17 protein-coding genes are annotated in these 17114 nt (G+C 73.3%); 11 read left to right on the plus strand and 6 right to left on the minus strand.

Going from position 1 to position 17114, the window contains the following annotated elements:
- Positions 1-6: 6 nt before the first annotated feature.
- From ACIHCX_RS28045 to ACIHCX_RS28055, 3 genes are all read right to left on the minus strand, one after another.
- Positions 7-1647 (minus strand): serine/threonine-protein kinase, encoded by a 1641-nt coding sequence (locus ACIHCX_RS28045; protein WP_400034205.1) that lies wholly within the window; start codon positions 1645-1647, stop codon positions 7-9.
- A gap of 220 nt (positions 1648-1867) precedes the next feature.
- Positions 1868-2908 carry an SEC-C domain-containing protein gene (locus ACIHCX_RS28050; protein ID WP_400034207.1) on the minus strand — a complete coding sequence of 347 codons (1041 nt, stop codon included), beginning with the start codon at positions 2906-2908 and terminating at the stop codon, positions 1868-1870.
- A gap of 213 nt (positions 2909-3121) precedes the next feature.
- Positions 3122-4567, minus strand: coding sequence for an MFS transporter (locus ACIHCX_RS28055; RefSeq protein WP_400034209.1), 1446 nt, complete (start codon positions 4565-4567; stop codon positions 3122-3124).
- A gap of 135 nt (positions 4568-4702) precedes the next feature.
- On the opposite strand from ACIHCX_RS28055, the gene ACIHCX_RS28060 reads away from it, so the two are divergent.
- From ACIHCX_RS28060 to ACIHCX_RS28075, 4 genes are all read left to right on the plus strand, one after another.
- The gene (locus ACIHCX_RS28060) at positions 4703-5230 is read left to right on the plus strand and encodes a winged helix-turn-helix transcriptional regulator (protein ID WP_400034211.1); all 528 of its coding nucleotides are present in this window, start codon (positions 4703-4705) and stop codon (positions 5228-5230) included.
- Between the two features lie 97 nt (positions 5231-5327).
- A complete protein-coding gene (locus ACIHCX_RS28065) occupies positions 5328-5666 on the plus strand; it encodes a DUF6412 domain-containing protein (protein ID WP_400034213.1) in 339 nt (112 codons plus the stop codon).
- A gap of 103 nt (positions 5667-5769) precedes the next feature.
- A complete protein-coding gene (locus ACIHCX_RS28070; protein ID WP_400034215.1) occupies positions 5770-6465 on the plus strand; it encodes a YidC/Oxa1 family membrane protein insertase in 696 nt (231 codons plus the stop codon).
- 170 nt (positions 6466-6635) lie between these two features.
- Positions 6636-7508, plus strand: coding sequence for a fumarylacetoacetate hydrolase family protein (locus ACIHCX_RS28075; protein WP_400034217.1), 873 nt, complete (start codon positions 6636-6638; stop codon positions 7506-7508).
- A gap of 148 nt (positions 7509-7656) precedes the next feature.
- On the opposite strand, the gene ACIHCX_RS28080 is transcribed toward ACIHCX_RS28075, so the two are convergent.
- The 3 genes from ACIHCX_RS28080 to ACIHCX_RS28090 form a co-directional block, all read right to left on the minus strand.
- The gene (locus tag ACIHCX_RS28080) at positions 7657-8559 is read right to left on the minus strand and encodes an LLM class F420-dependent oxidoreductase (RefSeq protein WP_400034219.1); all 903 of its coding nucleotides are present in this window, start codon (positions 8557-8559) and stop codon (positions 7657-7659) included.
- A gap of 106 nt (positions 8560-8665) precedes the next feature.
- Positions 8666-9160 (minus strand): heme-degrading domain-containing protein, encoded by a 495-nt coding sequence (locus ACIHCX_RS28085; protein ID WP_400034221.1) that lies wholly within the window; start codon positions 9158-9160, stop codon positions 8666-8668.
- The gene (locus ACIHCX_RS28090; protein ID WP_400034223.1) at positions 9157-10227 is read right to left on the minus strand and encodes a Gfo/Idh/MocA family oxidoreductase; all 1071 of its coding nucleotides are present in this window, start codon (positions 10225-10227) and stop codon (positions 9157-9159) included. Before ACIHCX_RS28090 ends, ACIHCX_RS28085 begins: the two co-directional genes overlap by 4 nt.
- Before the next feature lie 74 nt (positions 10228-10301).
- Here ACIHCX_RS28090 and ACIHCX_RS28095 point away from each other — a divergent pair, with 74 nt between their 5' ends.
- The 7 genes from ACIHCX_RS28095 to ACIHCX_RS28125 all read left to right on the plus strand — a co-directional run bounded on the left by ACIHCX_RS28095 (position 10302) and on the right by ACIHCX_RS28125 (position 16891).
- Complete coding sequence (locus ACIHCX_RS28095; protein ID WP_400034225.1) at positions 10302-11057, plus strand: GntR family transcriptional regulator; 756 nt, start codon at positions 10302-10304, stop codon at positions 11055-11057.
- A gap of 132 nt (positions 11058-11189) precedes the next feature.
- Entirely contained in the window at positions 11190-12314 is a 1125-nt protein-coding gene (locus ACIHCX_RS28100) for a TIGR03364 family FAD-dependent oxidoreductase (protein WP_400034227.1), read from the plus strand.
- A gap of 7 nt (positions 12315-12321) precedes the next feature.
- A complete protein-coding gene (locus ACIHCX_RS28105) occupies positions 12322-13023 on the plus strand; it encodes an HAD family hydrolase (RefSeq protein ID WP_400034229.1) in 702 nt (233 codons plus the stop codon).
- A gap of 1 nt (position 13024) precedes the next feature.
- Complete coding sequence (locus tag ACIHCX_RS28110) at positions 13025-14077, plus strand: ABC transporter ATP-binding protein (protein ID WP_400034231.1); 1053 nt, start codon at positions 13025-13027, stop codon at positions 14075-14077.
- Positions 14067-14993, plus strand: coding sequence for a 2-aminoethylphosphonate ABC transporter permease subunit (locus tag ACIHCX_RS28115; protein WP_400034233.1), 927 nt, complete (start codon positions 14067-14069; stop codon positions 14991-14993). The genes ACIHCX_RS28110 and ACIHCX_RS28115 overlap by 11 nt, the downstream gene beginning before the upstream one ends.
- Positions 14980-15777 (plus strand): ABC transporter permease, encoded by a 798-nt coding sequence (locus ACIHCX_RS28120; RefSeq protein ID WP_400034235.1) that lies wholly within the window; start codon positions 14980-14982, stop codon positions 15775-15777. The genes ACIHCX_RS28115 and ACIHCX_RS28120 overlap by 14 nt, the downstream gene beginning before the upstream one ends.
- 61 nt (positions 15778-15838) lie before the next feature.
- Positions 15839-16891, plus strand: a complete 1053-nt coding sequence (locus tag ACIHCX_RS28125; protein ID WP_400034237.1) for a 2-aminoethylphosphonate ABC transporter substrate-binding protein — start codon at positions 15839-15841, stop codon at positions 16889-16891.
- Positions 16892-17114 lie beyond the last annotated feature (223 nt).

Raw genomic sequence — 17114 nt, forward strand, 5'->3', positions numbered from 1 at the left:
GGCCGGCTAGGCCGCCCGCCAGACCGTCATGTCCGCGGTCATGAAGCTGAACCCGCCCTTTGGCAGCGCGTCCGACTTCGTCTGAATTACGAGCAGTGCGATGTCTCCCGAGGGGTGCTTGACACAGATCTCGCTGCCGGCCGCCACCAAGGCCAGCGGAAGCCTGCGACCTTCGGGGTCGGTGAGGGCGCGACGGCACGAATCGAGGGTGGCCCCCGGCTTGCTGTACAGCATGACGAACAGGCTGGTGTCGCTCTCCAGCGCGCAGGTCTCCTTGCAGACGAAGCGGATGTCCCCCTTGCGGTCCTTGCGCTCGACCGGTTCCTTGATGTCCAGTGAGTTCTTCTCGTCCAGCCACTGGAATGCGTACGGTTCAGCCCGCGGCTCGGAGGGGCGCGACGCTGCCGGTGCACGCTTGTCAGCTCCGGAGGCCGGTGCGGATGCCGAAGACCCTGCGGACGCCCCCGGCGGGGGCGTCGAGGATGTGGCCGCACCCCGGCCTGCGCCTGAGTGGCGGAGCCGGTTCGCCGCGTCCATGACCGTCCACGCCAAGCCTGTCACCAGCAGCGCTCCCGCCGTCACGGAGGCGGTCGCGATCAGTGCGTTGCGGCGTCTGCGGGCGCGTCGCTCGTTCGGGTCGGGAGGCATCGGCGGTCGCGTCCACGCGGCCTGTGGGACCGGGCCCGCCGGGTACGGCCAGCCGGCCGAAGGCAGGGGGTAGCCCTGGGTGGGGTTGGGGACCGGGGGCGGGACCGTCACCTCCGGTCCCGCGATCTCCTGCCAGACGGCCGGTCCGCCGCCCGCGTCGGCGTCCCCGCCCAGCCGTTGCCGGCACCACTCGACGATCTCCGCCGGGGCGGGACGATCCTCCGGATCCGCGGCCAGGCACCGGGCGATCAGCGGACGGAGCTGCTCGGGCAGAAGGGAGAGGTCGGGTTCGTCGTTCACGATCCGGTACAGCACGCTGACCGCGGGGCCGTCCCCGTACAACGGCTCGCCCAGGGCCGCGAACGCCGCCGTCTGGCCGAGCGCGAAGACGTCGGTCGCCGCCGTGACCTCGCCCGCGGACGCCTGCTCGGGGGCCATGAACGACGGCGTGCCGACGGTGGCGCCCGTGGTGGTGTGCGAGGTGGCGTCGGAGGCCAGCGCGATGCCGAAGTCGATCACGCGCGGTCCGTCGGCGGCCAGCAGCACGTTCGACGGCTTCAGGTCCCGGTGCACGATGCCCGCGTCATGGATGGCCTGCAACGCCTCGGCCACGCCCGCCATCAGCCACAGCACCGCCGGAACCGGGAGCGGCCCGCGCCGGGCGACGGCCTCGGTCAGGGAGGGCCCGGGCACGTACAGCGTGGCCAGCCAGGGCGGTACGCCGTCCGCGTCGGCGTCGATCAACTCGGCGGTGTACGCGCCCCGGACCCGCCGGGCCGCGGTGATCTCCCGGCGGAAACGGCGCCGGAAGGCCGGGTCGTCGGCCAGTTCCGGCCGGATCACCTTGAGCGCCACCGGCCTGCCGCCCTGCGTGTGCGACAGGTAGACCCGACCCATGCCCCCCGCGCCCAGCCGGGCGGCGAGGCGGTAACCGGCAACCACGAGCGGATCGTCCGGCAGCAGCGGCTGGAACACCTCAGTCGCACGGGCGTTGTTCATCGGCCCTCATCCCCCTCTTTCCCCCCGATCCCCATACCCACATCTCCGGACCCGTTGGTCATCTGATCGGACGAGTCGACCAACAGGCAGCACCTTAAGGCGTGCTGCGGAGGTCGTGATCAGGGCCGCGTTCGGCGTGAGTCGTCCCGCCCGGGACGCGCACCGCCCGGCGGGGACGGGCGGCGGCGAACGGGACGGGAACCGGTCGTCTCCGGCCCGCTCAGACGGTTCCGGCGGGCTCGGCGGGTCCGGTCATCCCGTGGCACTCCCCGTACGCCTGCCCCGACCCGCACCAGCACCCCGCCCCCCGCTGCGGTGGCCAGGCGACCGCCCGGCCCCGGGCCGCCAGGGTCGTCGCGTACTGGGGCAGCAGGGCGGGATCGGACGGGGAGGCGGCCTCCGAGGCGGCGAAGGCCTCGTAGGAGGGGACCGTGCCCGTGACGATGCCCAGGTTGGGGGTGCCGGAGGAGGCCAGCTCGCGCAGGGACGCCTCTATCGTCGCCAAGTGGGCCTCGCGGGAGGGGTATTCGGACGTGAGGCCAGCATAGGCCGTGAGGAGTTCGGACAGTTCCTCGGCCGGCCAGTGGAGGACCGCCACCGGGAAGGGGCGGGAGAGGGCCGAGCGGTAGGCGCCGAGTTCGGCGCGGAGGCGGGCGATCTCCGCTTTCAGCTCGGCCGGGTTCTCCGAGCCGAGGGACCAGACGCGTTTGGGGTCGTGGAGTTCGTCCAGGGAGACCGGGGAGCTGTGCAGCGTGTCGGCCAGCATGTCCCAGTCGTCGTGGGCCGCGCCCAGCATGCGGCGGACGCGGTGGCGGCCGAAGAGCAGGGGGTGGGTGGTGTGCGGGGGTTGCTGGGCGTTCGCGAGGAGCAGCTCCGCGCCCTGCGTGAACGTCTCCTGCGCCGCTTCGAGTTCGTCGTGGGTCTCCAGGGACTCGGCGACGATCACCCAGGGGGCCGGGTCGCGGGGCGCCGCGGCACGGACACCCTCGATGATCGCTCTCGCCTCCGCCTCGTGGCCGTACTCCCAGAGGTTGGCGGCCTTGAGGGCCCGGACCAGATGCGGGTTCTCCAGGCCGGTGGAGGAGGACAGCAGACGGTCGTAGAGGGCCGTCGCGGCGGGGCGGTCGCCGGACAGTTCCCGGTGGGCCGCGGCCTGGAGGAGGAGGGCCTCGGCGTCCTCGGGGTACAGATCGGCGGTCCGCTCGAGGCGGGCCGCTTCGGTGGCGTGGTCGGCGTCTTCAGCGGGCGTGGCGGGGCGCATGGGGGACACCGTACTGCCGGACAGCGACAAACGTGAGGTATCCACAGGCCAGGGCCTCACCCCCCGTACATGCGCCGCCCACCCCCGTCCGTACGCCGCCCACCCCTGTCCGCTCCCCTTCCGCGTACGCCCTCCGCGTACGCTTTCCGCCCCTGTGCACACGCCCCGTCCGGACGCCCTCACCCCGCGCCCCCTCCGCACGCGCCCGCGCCCTCACCTTCGCTCCCGCGAGACCCTCCGCTCCCCGGACAGCCCCACGCTCACCGCGCCCACCACCGCGAGCCCCGCCGACACCACCATCGCCACGTCGGCACCCCGTGCCGGGCTGCCCGTCGAGGTGACGAGGGCGATGGTCAGGGCGACTCCGGCGCAGGAGCCGATGTAGCGGAGGGTCTGCTGGGCGCCGGAGCCCATCGCCGCGCGGTCCGGCGGGACCGACTCCACCGACAGCAGGGGCAGCGCGGCGTTCAGCAGGCCGCTGCCCGCGCCGCCCACCAGCAGGCCCGGCAGCAGGCGGAGCCAGGAGCCGGAGCCGATCGCGCCGAGCATCGTCAGGACGCCGGCCGCGTGGAGGACGAAGCCCAGGACGAGTTGCCCGCGCGGCGGCACCCGTCCCGCCAGGTGCCTGGCCTGGAGGGCCACCGCGAAGCTCGTGCCGGACCACAGCAGCAACAGCCACGCGGTGGTCATCGGCGACAGGCCCAGCGTCTGCTGCACCAGGGCCGGCAGGAAGCTGAAGAGGCCGATCACCGCCAGGCCGGTGAACAGTCCGCCCGCCGAGGAGGCCAGGAAACGGGGGCGGCGCAGCAGGGACAGATCGATCATCGGCGTGCCGGTGCGGCGTTCCAGCAGTGCGAACACCCCGAGCAGCGCCACGGCCGCCGCGAGCAGCAGACCCACCGGCGCCCGCAGCCAGCCGTCCCGGCCCAGGGTCAGGGCGGCCACCAGGGTCACCAGGGCCAGTCCGAAGGCCAGTGCGCCGAGGACGTCCGGGCGGCCGCCCCTCGGCGCGCGGGACTCCGACAGTGCGCGGGTGCCGAGCGCGGCCGTGACCAGGGTGGCGGCGCCCAGGACGGCGTAGGCCGCCCGCCAGTTCGGCAGGGCGCCCGTGACCAGTGGGCCGACCGCTATGCCGCCGCTCACGAAGGCGCCCCAGACGCCGGTCGCGCGGAGTCGGCCGCGCGGGGTGGGGAAGGCGTGCACGAGCAGGCCCAGGCTGCTGGCCAGCAGGGCCGCGCTCGCCGCGCCCTGGGCGATGCGGGCCAGCGTGAACTGCCAGGTCGACGTCGCCAGGGCGCCCAGCACCGTGGTCAGGCCCAGGGCCAGGGTGCCGGCGAGGAAGACGCGGCGGCGCCCGTGGTCGTCGGCCAGGCTGCCGGCGATCAGGAGGAGGGCGGCCAGGCCCAGCGGGGTGCCGTTGAGCAGCCACGCCTGGGCGGAGAGGGGAGTGTGCAGGGCGGCCGCGGTGCCGGGCAGGGTGACCATCGGCGCCGTGTACGTCATCAGGGCGACGGCGGTGGCCGCGCTGGTCACGGCCAGGGTGGCCCGGGGGCGCGGGGGCCCGTCCCGACGCCTGAGGCGTGGGGCGGCGGTGCGGGTGGTGACCGCCGGGGTGGTGACCGCCGGGGTGGAGGTCGCGGGAGAGTTCAGCCCGGTCATGAACCTGTCCTTCCGGGGCTGGGCGGAGCGAAGACGTCATGCGAGTTCGGTCATTGAACCGACCTCTTCCAGAACCGTAGCACCCTCAGTTCGTTCATTGAACCAATGGTAGGGAAAGTGGCTACAGTGGACGGCATGGCACTGGGCAAGGACTACGCGACGCAGGAGTGCTCGATCGCCCGCGCGCTGGAGGTCATCGGGGAGCGCTGGACGCTGCTCGTCGTGCGCGACGCGCTGTACGGCGTCCGGAGGTACAACGACTTCCTGGTCCACCTCGGCATCCCCCGCGCGGTCCTCGCCGCCCGCCTCCAGACGCTGACGGCGGAGGGGATCCTGGAGAAGCGGCGGTACCAGGACGCGCCGCCCCGGGACGAGTACGTCGTCACCGAGCGCGGGATCGCGCTGTGGCCCACCCTGCGGGCGCTCGGCCTGTGGGGGCGCGAGCACTTCACCGGCGCCCAGCTGCGCTGCTTCCGGCACGCGGAGTGCGGCACCGAACTCGGGTCGTACGGCGAGTGCCCCGCCTGCGCAACCGTCGTACCGGTCGAGGACGTCCTCATGGAACCGGGACCCGGACTCGACCCGGACCCGGCGGATCCGGTCAGCCGGGCGCTGCTCGAGCCGCGACGGCTGCTGCAACCGCTCGAGACCGATCCTGTATAACGAGCTGTACACCGATTCGGTGAACCGAAGCCGCCCGCCGCTCGCCGGCAGTCGGCGACGGAGCACCGCACCGCACGCCCACGGGGAGGGAGTCGACGTGATCCGCAGTCGCCTCGCCCCGCGTCCCGCCGCCGTGCCGCTGCTCCTGTCCCTCCTCCTGCCCCTCCTGCTGCTGCCGGTCGTCCTGTTCGACGCCGGCGGTCTGTCCGGGACCCTGGCCGTCGCGCTCGCCGCGACCGCCGCCGCCGGTTCCGCGCTCGTCGTCTGCGCGGTGCTCGCCTCCCGCTGCGCGCCCGCCGTGCCGCCCACCCGGGTGCGCACCGCCATCCGGGACCGGGACCGCCGCACGGCCTTCCTGCCGCAGCGCGATCCCGACGCGGCGGGCCGGCCGCGGCCCCGGGCGCCCGGGTGCGCCCTTCCGGCGACCACCGTGTAGGGCACGCACACATCACCTCGTGACCCCGCGCGGGTCGTCATGCCGCCATCCCACGCGCCCCTCGCGCACGCCCGGCACGACGAGACCCCCGGAGGGCTCACCCATGTCCGTTTTCGCCACCCTGGTCGAGCGGCTCGCCGACCTGCTCCAGCCGCTGTTCCACGCCTCCGCGGCCGCCGCCGCGATCGTCCTGTTCACCGCGCTCGTACGACTCCTCCTGCACCCCCTCTCCCGGGCCGCCGCGCGCGGGCAGAAGGCGAAGGCCGCGTTGCAGCCGCGGATCGACGAGCTGCGCAGGAAGTACCGGAAGGACCCCGCGAGGCTGCAGAAGGCCGTCCTGGACCTGCACGCCGAGGAGAAGGTGTCGCCGCTGTCGGGCTGCCTGCCCAGCCTGCTGCAACTGCCCGCCTTCTTCCTGCTCTACCACCTGTTCTCGACCCCGGCCGCGGACGGCGACGGGCTGCTCGGTCACCGGCTGCTGGCCGCGCCGCTCGGCGGGCGGTGGGCCGACGCGCTGGCCGGGGACGGGGTGTTCGGGGCGGCCGGGGCGGTGTACCTGGGGCTGTTCGCGGTGGTGGCCGTCGTCGCCGCGTTCAACTTCCTCCGGGCGAGGAACTCCCTGGACACGACCGTGACGGCGGGCGTGGGCGGCGGCGCCGCGGGCGCGGTCGGCAAGGTCATGCCGTACATGTCCTTCTTCACGCTGGTCACCGTGGCGGTGGTGCCGCTGGCCGCCGCGCTCTACGTGGTGACCAGTACCGCGTGGAGCACGGTCGAGCGGTTCCTGCTGTACCGGTGAGCGCGGACGCACGGCCCCGCTCCCGGCCGGGGCTACGGTCCAGTACCTGAACGCGCTCTTGCGGAGGGCTGGTCGACCTTGGACGATCGACCAGCCCTCCGATGACCGCGTCTGCCGCACCCAGGTCGCCCTCATCGGCCGGGCGCCCGCGAGCGAGGGAGTTGGGACACATGAAGCTGCTGCGAGTCGGTACGGCGGGTGCGGAGCGGCCCGCGCTGCTGGACGCGACCGGCATCCTGCGGGATCTGTCGGGCATCGTCCCGGACATCGACGGCGCCCTGCTCGCCGACGACGCGGCACTCGGCCGGATCCGTGCCGCCGCCGCGACGGGGGACCTGCCCGCGCTGGACGAGGCCGGGCCGGACGCGGCCGCGTGCCGGATCGGGCCGCCGCTCGCCCGGATCGGCAAGATCGTGTGCATCGGGCTGAACTACCACGACCACGCCCGCGAGACCGGCGCCGAGCCGCCCGCCGAGCCGGTGATCTTCTTCAAGGCGCCGGACACCGTGGTCGGGCCGAACGACACCGTGCTCGTGCCGCGCGGCGCGGTGAAGACCGACTGGGAGGTGGAGCTGGCGGTCGTCATCGGGCGTACGGCCCGCTACCTGGAGTCGCACGAGGAGGCGCTCGCGCACGTCGCCGGGTACGCGGTGGCGCACGACGTCTCCGAGCGGGAGTTCCAGATCGAGCGCTGCGGGACCTGGGACAAGGGGAAGAACTGCGAGACGTTCAACCCGTTCGGGCCCTGGCTGGTCACCGCGGACGAGGTGCCCGACCCGCAGGCGCTGCCGCTGCGCCTGTGGGTCAACGGCGAGCTGAAGCAGGACGGGACGACCGCCGACCAGATCTTCCCCGTCGCCGAAGTCGTGCGCTACGTCAGCCAGTTCATGACGCTGTACCCCGGTGACGTCATCAACACCGGGACGCCGGCCGGTGTGGCGATGGGGCAGCCCGAGCCCAAGCCGTACCTGCGGGCCGGCGACGTGGTCGAGCTGGAGATCGAGGGGCTGGGCCGGCAGCGGCAGGAACTCAAGGACGCGTAGCGCTCCGCGGGGCGGGGCTGTGGGGGCCGGCGGGCCGTGAGACCCGGGACACCGCGGGTGGGCGCGTGCCCGCGGCGCCCACCTGACGCGGGCCTGCGCGGTTCCCCAAGCCCCTTGGCCCGGCCCCCGTCCGCTTCACCCGGCCCGCTCACGCCAGCAGGGAGGCCAGTCTGCGCCACTGCTCCCGCGGCAGGGCGTCGCGCGGGCCGTCGGTGATCACCTGGAGCGCCACGTGGTCGGCGCCCGCCGTGTGGAACGCCTCGATCCGCTCGCGGATCCGGGAGTCCTCGCCCCAGGCGACCACCGCGTCGATCAGGCGGTCGCTGCCGCCGCCGGTGACGTCGGAGTCGGTGAAGCCGAGGCGCAGGAAGTTGTCGGTGTAGTTCGGCAGCTCCAGGTAGGGGGCGAGATAGTCGCGGGCCACCGCACGGGCGCGGGCGGGGTCGGTCTCCAGGACGACCTTGAACTCCGGTGCCAGCAGCGTCGCCCCGCCCAGGATCTCGCGGGCCTGCGCGGTGTGGTCCGGCGTGACCAGGTACGGGATCGCGCCGGCCGCCCGGTCGCGGGACAGCTCCAGCATTTTCGGGCCCAGGGCGGCGAGCACGCGGCGCCCGGCGGGTACGCCACCCTTGCCCGACCGGTCGAGCTCGTCGAGCCGGTCCAGGTAGTCGACCATCGTCGAGTACGGCCTTCGGTACTGCTGCACGCGCGGGCCGTGGCTCACGCCGAGGCCGAGCACGAAGCGGCCGGGGTGGGCGGCCTCCAGCGCGGTGAACTCCGCCGCGCTGTCGGCGGCGTCCTGCTGCCAGACGCTCTGGATGCTGGTGGCGACGACGATCCGACGGGTCGCTTCGATCAGCGGGGCGGCGTTGCGGGCGGTGCTGTTGCCGCCCAGCCAGACGGCTCCGTATCCGAGTTCCTCCAACTCGGCCGCCGCCTCGGCGAGTTCGCCTTTACGGGCCGCGTCCTCCGAGCGGAGTCCGATGCTCCAGATTCCGTACCGGCCGATGGTCTCCCGCAAGGGGTGCGAGGGGCCTGTGGTGTCACTCATCGGTTCCGATCCCTCCGGATGGGGTGGCTGTGGCCTGATCGTCACGCCTGCGGCAGCTCCCAACCGGAGGGCGTCCCCGGATATTCCGCGGTTTCCCCCAAGAGCACTAACGCTGTGCCAGGAACCGCTCCAGTGCCTCCACCACCATCCGGTGGTCCTCGAGCTGCGGCAGCCCGGACACCGTCACCGCGCCGATCACGCCCGCGCCCTCGACGTGGAGCGGGAAGGAGCCGCCGTGGGCCGCGTACCGGTCCGGGTCCAGGCGGGAGGAGACCTCGAAGGTCGTGCCCTTGGCGCGGAAGCGGGCGCCGACCAGGTAGGAGGCACAGCCGTAGCGCTCCACCACCCGGCGTTTGCGGGCGATCCAGGCGTCGTTGTCGGGGGTCGAGCCGGGCAGGGCGGCGTGGAAGAGCTGCTGGCCGGCGCGGTGGATGTCGACGGCGACCGGCGCCTGCCGCTCGCGCGCCAGTTCCACCAGCAGCGAGCCCAGCGCCCAGGCGTCGTCGTGCGTGAAGCGGGGCAGGACCAGGCGGCGTTCCTGCGCCTCCAGGTCCTCGATGCTCGGAGTGGCCTCGGGGGCGGTGCGCTCGTCGTTCGTCACAGCGTCACCGTCACGCCGTCGCGGGCCGAGCGGCGGGCCGCCTCCAGGACGTCGAGCGCGGCGGCGGCCTCCCGCGCGGTCACCGGGTTCGGGGCGCCGTCGCGGAGGGCAGCGGTCACGGCGGCGTAGTACGCCGGGTAGTCGCCGGGCAGGGTCGGTACGGGGCGGCCGCCGCCGGTCAGCGGGGACTCCCCGGAACCGATGCGACCCCACAGGGACTCGTCCTCCGTGCCCCAGCCCTCGGGGCCCGGGCGCCTTCCCTCCCGCAGCGCGGCCTCCTGCGGGTCCAGACCGTACTTCACGTAGCCGGCCCGGGAACCCAGCACCCGGAAACGGGGGCCGAGTTGGGCGGCCGTCGAGGAGACGTGGAGGTGGGAGCGGACGCCGCCCGCGTGCGTGACCGCGATGAAGGTGTCGTCGTCCGCCTCGGCGCCCGCGCGGCGCACCACCGACTCGGCGTACACCTGGGTGGCCGGGCCGAACAGCACCAGGGCCTGGTCGACCAGGTGACTACCGAGGTCGTACAGCAGGCCTCCGATCTCCGCGGGGTCGCCGGACTCGCGCCAGCCGCCCTTCGGCCGCGGCCGCCAGCGCTCGAAACGGGACTCGAACCGCCACACGTCGCCCAGCTCGCCCTCGGCGACCAGCTTGCGCAGGGTGAGGAAGTCGTTGTCCCAGCGGCGGTTCTGGAAGACGGACAGGAGCAGTCCGCGCTCGTCGGCCAGGGCGGCCAGGTCCCGGGCCTCGGCCGCCGTCCCGGCGAGCGGCTTGTCCACGACCACCGGCAGGCCCGCCTTCAACGCGGCCGTGGCGAGCGGCACGTGCGTCTTGTTCGGGGAGGCGAGGACGATCAGGTCCAGCTCGCCGGCGCGGGCGAACAGCTCGTCGGGGCCGGCGGCGAGGCGGACGTCCGGGAAGTCCGCGCGGGCCTGTTCCCGCCGCTGCGGGTTCGAGGTGACGACCGTGTCCAGGGCCAGGCCCTCCGCCGCGGCGATCAGCGGGGCGTGGAAGACGGAGCCGGCCAGGCCGTAGCCGACGAGGCCGACGCGGAAGGGAGTGCCAGTCATGGGCCCTACTCTCGCAGTGGGCCGGCCCGCCCCCGCTCGCGGGGTACGGCACCGCGATCTGCGACGATCTCCGGGTGGACTACCCCAACGACCAGGCCCCCGGCTCCCCGGTGCGCTCCGGCATCCCGGAGCACGGCCGGATCCCCAAGTACTACGCCGTGAAGGCGAGGATCGACGACCTCATCGGCGAACTGGGGGAGGACCGGCCGATCCCGACCGAGCGCGATCTGTCCGAGGAGTACGGGGTCGCCCGGGAGACCGTGCGGCAGGCGGTGCGCGAACTGGTCCTGGAGGGCAAGCTGCGGCGCCGGGGCCGCGGCACGGTCGTCGCGGGCCCCAAGCTGGAGCAGCCGCTGTCCCTGGTCAGCTACACCGAAGGCGTACGGCGGCAGGGCCGCGCCCCCGGACGGTCCCTTGTCACCCTGGACCGCTTCCCCTGCCCGGACCCCCTCGCCGCCGAGACGGGACTCGTCCGCGGCGAGCCCGTCTGGCACCTGGAGCGCGTGCTCCTCGCGGACGACGAGCGGGTCGGCCTGGAGAGCACCTACGTGGCGGTCGCCCGGGTGCCGCACCTGGACACCGGGTTCGACCCCGACTCCTCCTTCTACGCCTACCTCCAGGGGCTCGGCATCGCCTTCGGCGACGCCGACGAGCGCATCGAGACGGTGCTCGCCACCCCGCGGGAGGCCCTGCTCATCGGCACTCCCCCCGCGGTGCCCATGCTGCTGATCCACCGTGTCTCACGGGACACGGAGGGGCGCCCGCTGGAGCGGGTGCGCAGCCTGTACCGGGGGGACCGGTTCTCCTTCACCACCCACCTGCGCGGCTGACGGTCAGGGCCCCGACACCCTCCCTTTCGGTCACGAGAAGGTAACGGGTCTAGCCCAATCTTGACGGCTCGTTCAACCTCCCGTTGTCGGCAGGACCCCTCCGGTTCCCTGTCCGGGAGGAACGTGGACGTCGTGAGAGTGACAGTCGTAGGAGCCGGTGTGGTGGGAACCATGCACGCCTGGCAAGCAGTGGAACGCGGCCACGAGGTCGTACAGATCGAGCGGGAGGTCGAGGCGCGCGGCGCCTCGCTGCGCAACTTCGGGCAGATATGGGTCTCCGGCCGCGCGGAAGGAGAGGAACTCGAGACCGCCCTGCGCGCCCGGGAGCTGTGGGAGGAGATCGGCGGCCGCGTGCCCGCGCTGGGCTTCCGCGCCAACGGCTCCCTGACCCCCGTGCGCGGCGAGCTCGAACGTGCCGTCGCCGAGGCCGTCGTGGCCCGCCCGGACGCCGCGGTCCGCGGTCGCAAGCTGCTGACCCCGGCCGAGGCCCGTGCCATCAACCCGGCCCTGCGCGGGGAGTACGACGCGGCCCTGTACTGCGAGCGCGACGCGGCCGTCGAGCCGCGCACCGCCCAGCTGGCCCTGCGCGCCGAACTGCTCAAGCACCCGAACTACACGTTCCTGCCCGGACGCGAGGTCCGCGAGGTCGTCGGCGAGGGAGCCGTCCGCGACGACCACGGCGACGTGCACACCGCCGACATGGTCGTGCTGTGCACGGGCGCCTGGCTCGGCGGACTCGTACGGGAACTCGCCGGCCCCGACCTGCCGGTCCGCCGCGTCCGGCTCCAGATGATGCAGACCGACCCGCTCGGTGAGCCGCTGACCACCTCGGTGGCCGACGGCGACAGCTTCCGGTACTACCCGGCGTACGCGTCGAAGGCCCTGGACGAGCTCAACGCGGGGCAGGCGCAGGCCGAGACGGCTTCCGCGCACCGGATGCAGCTGCTGATGGTGCAGCGCGCCGACGGCGGACTGACCATCGGCGACACCCACGAGTACGAGCACCCCTTCGCGTTCGACACGGTCGAGGACCCCTACGAGCACCTCACCGGTGTCGTCGAGTCCTTCCTCGGCCGCCCGCTGCCGAAGATCCGGCGCCGCTGGGCCGGGGTGTACGCGCAGTGCACCGACCCCGGCCGGGTGGTGCACCGGCAGCAGGTCCGCGACGGGGTGTGGCTGGTCACCGGGCCCGGTGGGCGCGGCATGACCTGCGCACCCGCGATAGCCGAGAAGACCGCCGACGAGTTGGGCTGGTGAGAAACCGATGAGCGACACAACGACGACCGACATCCGCCTCGTCGTCCTGGACATGGCCGGCACGACCGTCGCCGACGGCGGCCTGGTCGAGCGCGCCTTCGCCGCGGCCGCCGCCGAACTGGGCGTCGAGCCCGGCTCGGCCGACCACGCCGAGAAGCTCGCCTACGTCCGCGCCACCATGGGCGAGTCCAAGATCTCCGTCTTCCGGCACCTGTTCGGCGCCGAGGACCTGGCCCAGCGGGCCAACGCCGCCTTCGAGAAGGCGTACGGCGGCCTGGTCGACGGCGGCCTCGTCGCCCCGATCCCCGGCGCCCGTGAGGCCATCGAGGAGATGGTGGCCGACGGCCGCGCGGTCGCCCTGACCACCGGCTTCTCCCGCGTCACCCAGAACACGATCCTCGACGCGCTCGGCTGGCGCGACCTCGCCACGCTCACCCTCTGCCCGGCCGACGCCGGCGGGCGCGGGCGGCCGTACCCGGACATGGTGCTGGAGGCCTTCCTGCGCGCCAGGGCCGCCGACGACGTGCGTCAGGTGGCCGTCGTCGGCGACACCTCCTACGACATGCTCACCGGCGTCCGCGCCGGGGCGGGCCTGGTGGCCGGGGTCCGGACCGGGGCGCACGGCGACGAGGAGTTCCGCACCGCGGGCGCCACCCACGTCCTGGACTCGGTCGCCGCCCTTCCCGCCCTGCTTCGAGGAGCCCGGTGACATGAGCATCCGGTTCGACTCCGTCACGGTCGCCTACGACCGCAACGTCGTCCTCGACTCGCTCGACCTCACCGTCGCGCCGGGCGAGGTGATGGCGCTGCTCGGGCCGTCCGGGTCCGGCAAGACCACCGCGCTGCGGGCGGTCGCCGGGTTCGTGCGGCCCGCGTCGGGACGGGTGCTGCTGGGGGAGCGGGACGTGACGGACCTGCCGCCCCACCGCCGGGGCATCGGAATGGTCGTCCAGCAGTACGCGCTCTTCCCGCACATGCGGGTCGAGGACAACGTGGCCTTCGGGCTCAAGGCGCGCAAGGTCGCCAAGGCCGAGATCCGCGAGCGGGTCGCCGAGGCCCTGGAGATGACCGGCATGGGCGCCTACGCGCGCCGCTACCCGCGGGAGCTGTCCGGCGGCCAGCAGCAGCGCGTCGCCATCGCCCGCGCCCTGGCCATCCGGCCCGACGTCCTGCTGCTCGACGAACCGCTGTCCGCGCTCGACGCCCGGCTGCGCTCCGGGATGCTCACCGAGCTCGCCCGGCTGCACCGGGAACTGCCCGAGGTGTCCATCCTGTACGTCACCCACGACCAGGTCGAGGCGCTGACCCTCGCGGACCGGATCGCGGTGATGGACAAGGCGCGCCTGCAGGCGTGCGGGACGCCCCGGGAGCTGTACCGGGCCCCGGCCAACGAGTTCACCGCCTCCTTCGTCGGCAACGCCAACCTGCTGCCGGTCACCGTGACCGCCGGGGGCGCCGCCCTCGGGAGCACCGAACTGAAGGTCGACACGGCGGGCGCGGCGGCCGGCGCGCGGGCCACCCTGTGCGTACGGCCCCACCTGGTCGGCCTCGGTGACGGACCCAACCGGCTCACCGGCACCGTCAGCGAGATCCAGTGGCGCGGTTCCACGCATCGGCTGTACGTCGACGTGGCCGGCCAGCCGGTGATGGCGGACCTGCCCGAGCTGAGGAACCCGCCGGTCCACGGCGACGAGGTCAGCCTGCACTTCGCGCCCGAGGACGCGGCGCTGCTGGCCGCGGGGGTGAGCGGCGATGAGCGCTGAACCGATCCTGCGGGCGGCGCCCGCCCGTCCCGGGGAGAGGGCGGCGGGCCCCGGCCCGGACGCGGCACCCGCCCGGGCGCGCGGGCGCGGCCCGCGGACGGCGCCGAGGCTGCTGTGGGCCCTGCCCCCGGTCGTCCTCCTCGCGGTGTTCTTCCTCTACCCCCTCTTCCTGGTCGGCCGGCAGTCCCTCCACCCCGACAGCGGCGGGACCTCCGTCCAGCCCTACGTCGACGTCTTCGCGTCCGCCGCGTTCCGTGAGGCGCTGTGGACCACCGTGTGGCTCGCGCTCGGCTCGACCGCCGGATGCCTGGTCCTCGGCTTCCTGCTGGCCCTGGTCATCGCGTTCGTGCCGTTCCCCGGCGCCAATGCGGTGGCCCGGTTCATCGACGTCTTCCTGTCCTTCCCGTCCTTCCTGATCACGCTCGCCCTGCTGTTCATCTACGGCAACGTCGGCATGGCCAACGGCCTGTGGACGGACGTCACCGGGGCCGCCGACGGGCCGTTCCAGTTCCTCACCACGCCGTGGGGTGTGCTGCTGGCGGAGGTCACCTACTTCACGCCGTTCGTGATGCGGCCGCTGCTCGCCGCGTTCACGCAGCTGGACACCGCGCAGCTGGAGGCGGCCAGTTCGCTCGGGGCCCGCGCGCCCCGCATGGTCCGGCAGATCATCCTGCCGGAGGCGCTGCCCGCGCTGGCGGCCGGCGGCAGCCTCGTGCTGGTGCTGTGCCTCAACGAGTTCGGCATCGTGCTGTTCACCGGAGCCAAGGGCGTCACGACCTTGCCGGCCCTCGTCTACAGCAAGGCGATCCTGGAGTCCGACTACCCGGGCGCCTGCGTGGTCGCCGTGGTCAACGTCCTTCTCTCCGTGGGCCTGTACGGCCTGTACCGGGTGGTGAGCCGTCGTGCTGGTGCATAGCCGCAAGGCGAAGTGGGCCCTGTGGGCGGTCTTCCTCGTCCTCTTCCTCCCCCTCTTCGCGCTGCCGCTCCTCGTCGTCCTCGGCGCGTCCTTCGCCACCCACTGGTCCAGCGTCCTGCCGTCCGGCCTGACCACCGCCAACTACCAGGCGGCCACGCACGGCGACGCCCTCCAGGCACTCACCACCAGCCTGCTCACCGCGCTCGGCGCGAGCCTGCTCGCCCTGACCGTCGGCACCTGGGCGGCGCTGGCCGGCGCGGCGCTGAAGAAGAGCCACCGGCGTGTGATGGACGCCCTGTTCGTGCTGCCGGTCGCCGTGCCCTCCGTGGTGGTGGGCCTGGCGGTCCTGGTCGCCTTCTCCCAGCCGCCGCTGCTGCTCAACGGCACCCGGTGGATCGTCGTCCTCGCGCACACCGTGCTGGTCACGGCCTTCGCCTACCAGTCGGTCACCGCCGCCCTGCGCCGCCTCGACCCGGTCTACGAACAGGCCGCCGCCTCCCTCGGCGCCGGGCCCGCCCGGGTGCTGTGGCGGGTGCGGCTGCCGCTGCTGCTGCCCTCGCTGACTGCTGCGGCCGGCCTCTGCTTCGCCCTGTCCATGGGCGAGTTGAGCGCCACGATGATGCTCTACCCGCCGGACTGGACCCCGCTGCCCGTCCTGATCTACGGGGCCACCGACCGCGGCTCCCTGTTCGCCGGCTCCGCCCTCGCCGTCGTCCTCATGGCGGCGACCCTGCTGGTCCTGCTCGCCGTCTCCCGGATCCGCACCAGGGCCGCCCACCGCTAGGCCACCCCCCCCGCTCCCTCCACCCCCGACACGCCCCATCGAGCCAGGAGTTCACCTCGCCATGCGCAAGAACACGCTCAAGATCGCCACCGCCGTCTGTCTTCTCGCCGCCCCCCTCACCGCCTGCGGCGGCAACTCCTCCGCCGCCGACGCCAAGGTCGTCACCGTCTACAGCGCCGACGGCCTCAAGGGCGAGAACGGCGACGGCTGGTACGACCGCGTCTTCAAGGACTTCGAGAAGCAGACCGGTATCAAGGTCAAGTACGTCGAGGGCGGCTCCGGCGAGATGGTCCAGCGGGCCGTCCGCGAGAAGGGCAACCCGCAGGCCGACGTGCTGGTCACCCTGCCGCCGTTCATCCAGCAGGCGGACAGCAAGGGCCTGCTGCAGAAGTACGCCCCGCAGGGCGCCGACCAGGTCGCAGGCGAGGACAAGGCCGCCGACGGCACCTGGACCTCCGTGGTCAACAACTACTTCGGCTTCGTCTACAACAAGAAGGAGCTCAAGCAGGCCCCCACCACCTGGGAGCAGCTCCTCGACGGCACGTACAAGAACAAGCTCCAGTACTCCACGCCGGGTGTCGCGGGCGACGGCACCGCCGTGCTCGTCAAGGCCATGCACGACTTCGGCGGCAAGGACGCGGCGCTCGCGTACCTGAAGAAGCTCCAGGACAACAACGTCGGGCCGTCGGCCTCCACCGGCAAGCTCGCGCCCAAGGTCGACAAGGGCGAACTGCTCGTCGCCAACGGCGACGTCCAGATGAACTACGCCCAGTCCAAGACCATGCCCAACCTCGGCATCTGGTTCCCGGCCCGGGAGGGCGGGAAGCCGACCACCTTCGCCCTGCCGTACGCCGCCGGACTGGTCAGCCACGCCCCGCACGACGCCAACGGCAGGAAGCTCCTGGACTTCATGCTCGGCAAGCAGGCGCAGCAGCAGGTCAGCGAGATCGGCGGCGGCTTCAGCGTCCGCCAGGACGTCACGGCCGACGACGCCAACGCGACGGCCCTGAAGAAGCTGATGGAGGGCGTCGAGGTGTTCACGCCGGACTGGAACGACATCGACAAGAACCTCACCGCGTACGTGGAGGCGTGGAAGCAGGCTACCGGAAGCTGAACCGGCCTCCGGCACGATCCGGCCGCTGGCCAGTGCCGCGACAGGCAACGTTTGCCCCGTCGCGACGCCCGGCACGCCCTCTCGCCGCACCGGCCGAAAGCCCGAGTACATCCAGTACGAGGACTTCCGGCCGGCACACCGAGAGCACGCACCGGACGCCGCTCCTTGACGGGCAAACGTTGCCTGCCTCGGCACTAGGCTGGACTCACGCAGGCACGCGTAC

It is taken from the genome of Streptomyces sp. NPDC052043, from assembly GCF_044548235.1.
GTDB lineage: Bacteria > Actinomycetota > Actinomycetes > Streptomycetales > Streptomycetaceae > Streptomyces.

Bases quoted from the DNA above. Each gene is read 5' to 3' on its own strand.
- ACIHCX_RS28045 (WP_400034205.1), bottom strand. From the start codon at position 1,647: ATGAACAACGCCCGTGCGACTGAGGTGTTCCAGCCGCTGCTGCCGGAC.
- ACIHCX_RS28050 (WP_400034207.1), bottom strand. From the start codon at position 2,908: ATGCGCCCCGCCACGCCCGCTGAAGACGCCGACCACGCCACCGAAGCG.
- ACIHCX_RS28055 (WP_400034209.1), bottom strand. From the start codon at position 4,567: ATGACCGGGCTGAACTCTCCCGCGACCTCCACCCCGGCGGTCACCACC.
- ACIHCX_RS28060 (WP_400034211.1), top strand. From the start codon at position 4,703: ATGGCACTGGGCAAGGACTACGCGACGCAGGAGTGCTCGATCGCCCGC.
- ACIHCX_RS28070 (WP_400034215.1), top strand. From the start codon at position 5,770: ATGTCCGTTTTCGCCACCCTGGTCGAGCGGCTCGCCGACCTGCTCCAG.
- ACIHCX_RS28075 (WP_400034217.1), top strand. From the start codon at position 6,636: ATGAAGCTGCTGCGAGTCGGTACGGCGGGTGCGGAGCGGCCCGCGCTG.
- ACIHCX_RS28080 (WP_400034219.1), bottom strand. From the start codon at position 8,559: ATGAGTGACACCACAGGCCCCTCGCACCCCTTGCGGGAGACCATCGGC.
- ACIHCX_RS28090 (WP_400034223.1), bottom strand. From the start codon at position 10,227: ATGACTGGCACTCCCTTCCGCGTCGGCCTCGTCGGCTACGGCCTGGCC.
- ACIHCX_RS28105 (WP_400034229.1), top strand. From the start codon at position 12,322: ATGAGCGACACAACGACGACCGACATCCGCCTCGTCGTCCTGGACATG.
- ACIHCX_RS28110 (WP_400034231.1), top strand. From the start codon at position 13,025: ATGAGCATCCGGTTCGACTCCGTCACGGTCGCCTACGACCGCAACGTC.
- ACIHCX_RS28115 (WP_400034233.1), top strand. From the start codon at position 14,067: ATGAGCGCTGAACCGATCCTGCGGGCGGCGCCCGCCCGTCCCGGGGAG.
- ACIHCX_RS28125 (WP_400034237.1), top strand. From the start codon at position 15,839: ATGCGCAAGAACACGCTCAAGATCGCCACCGCCGTCTGTCTTCTCGCC.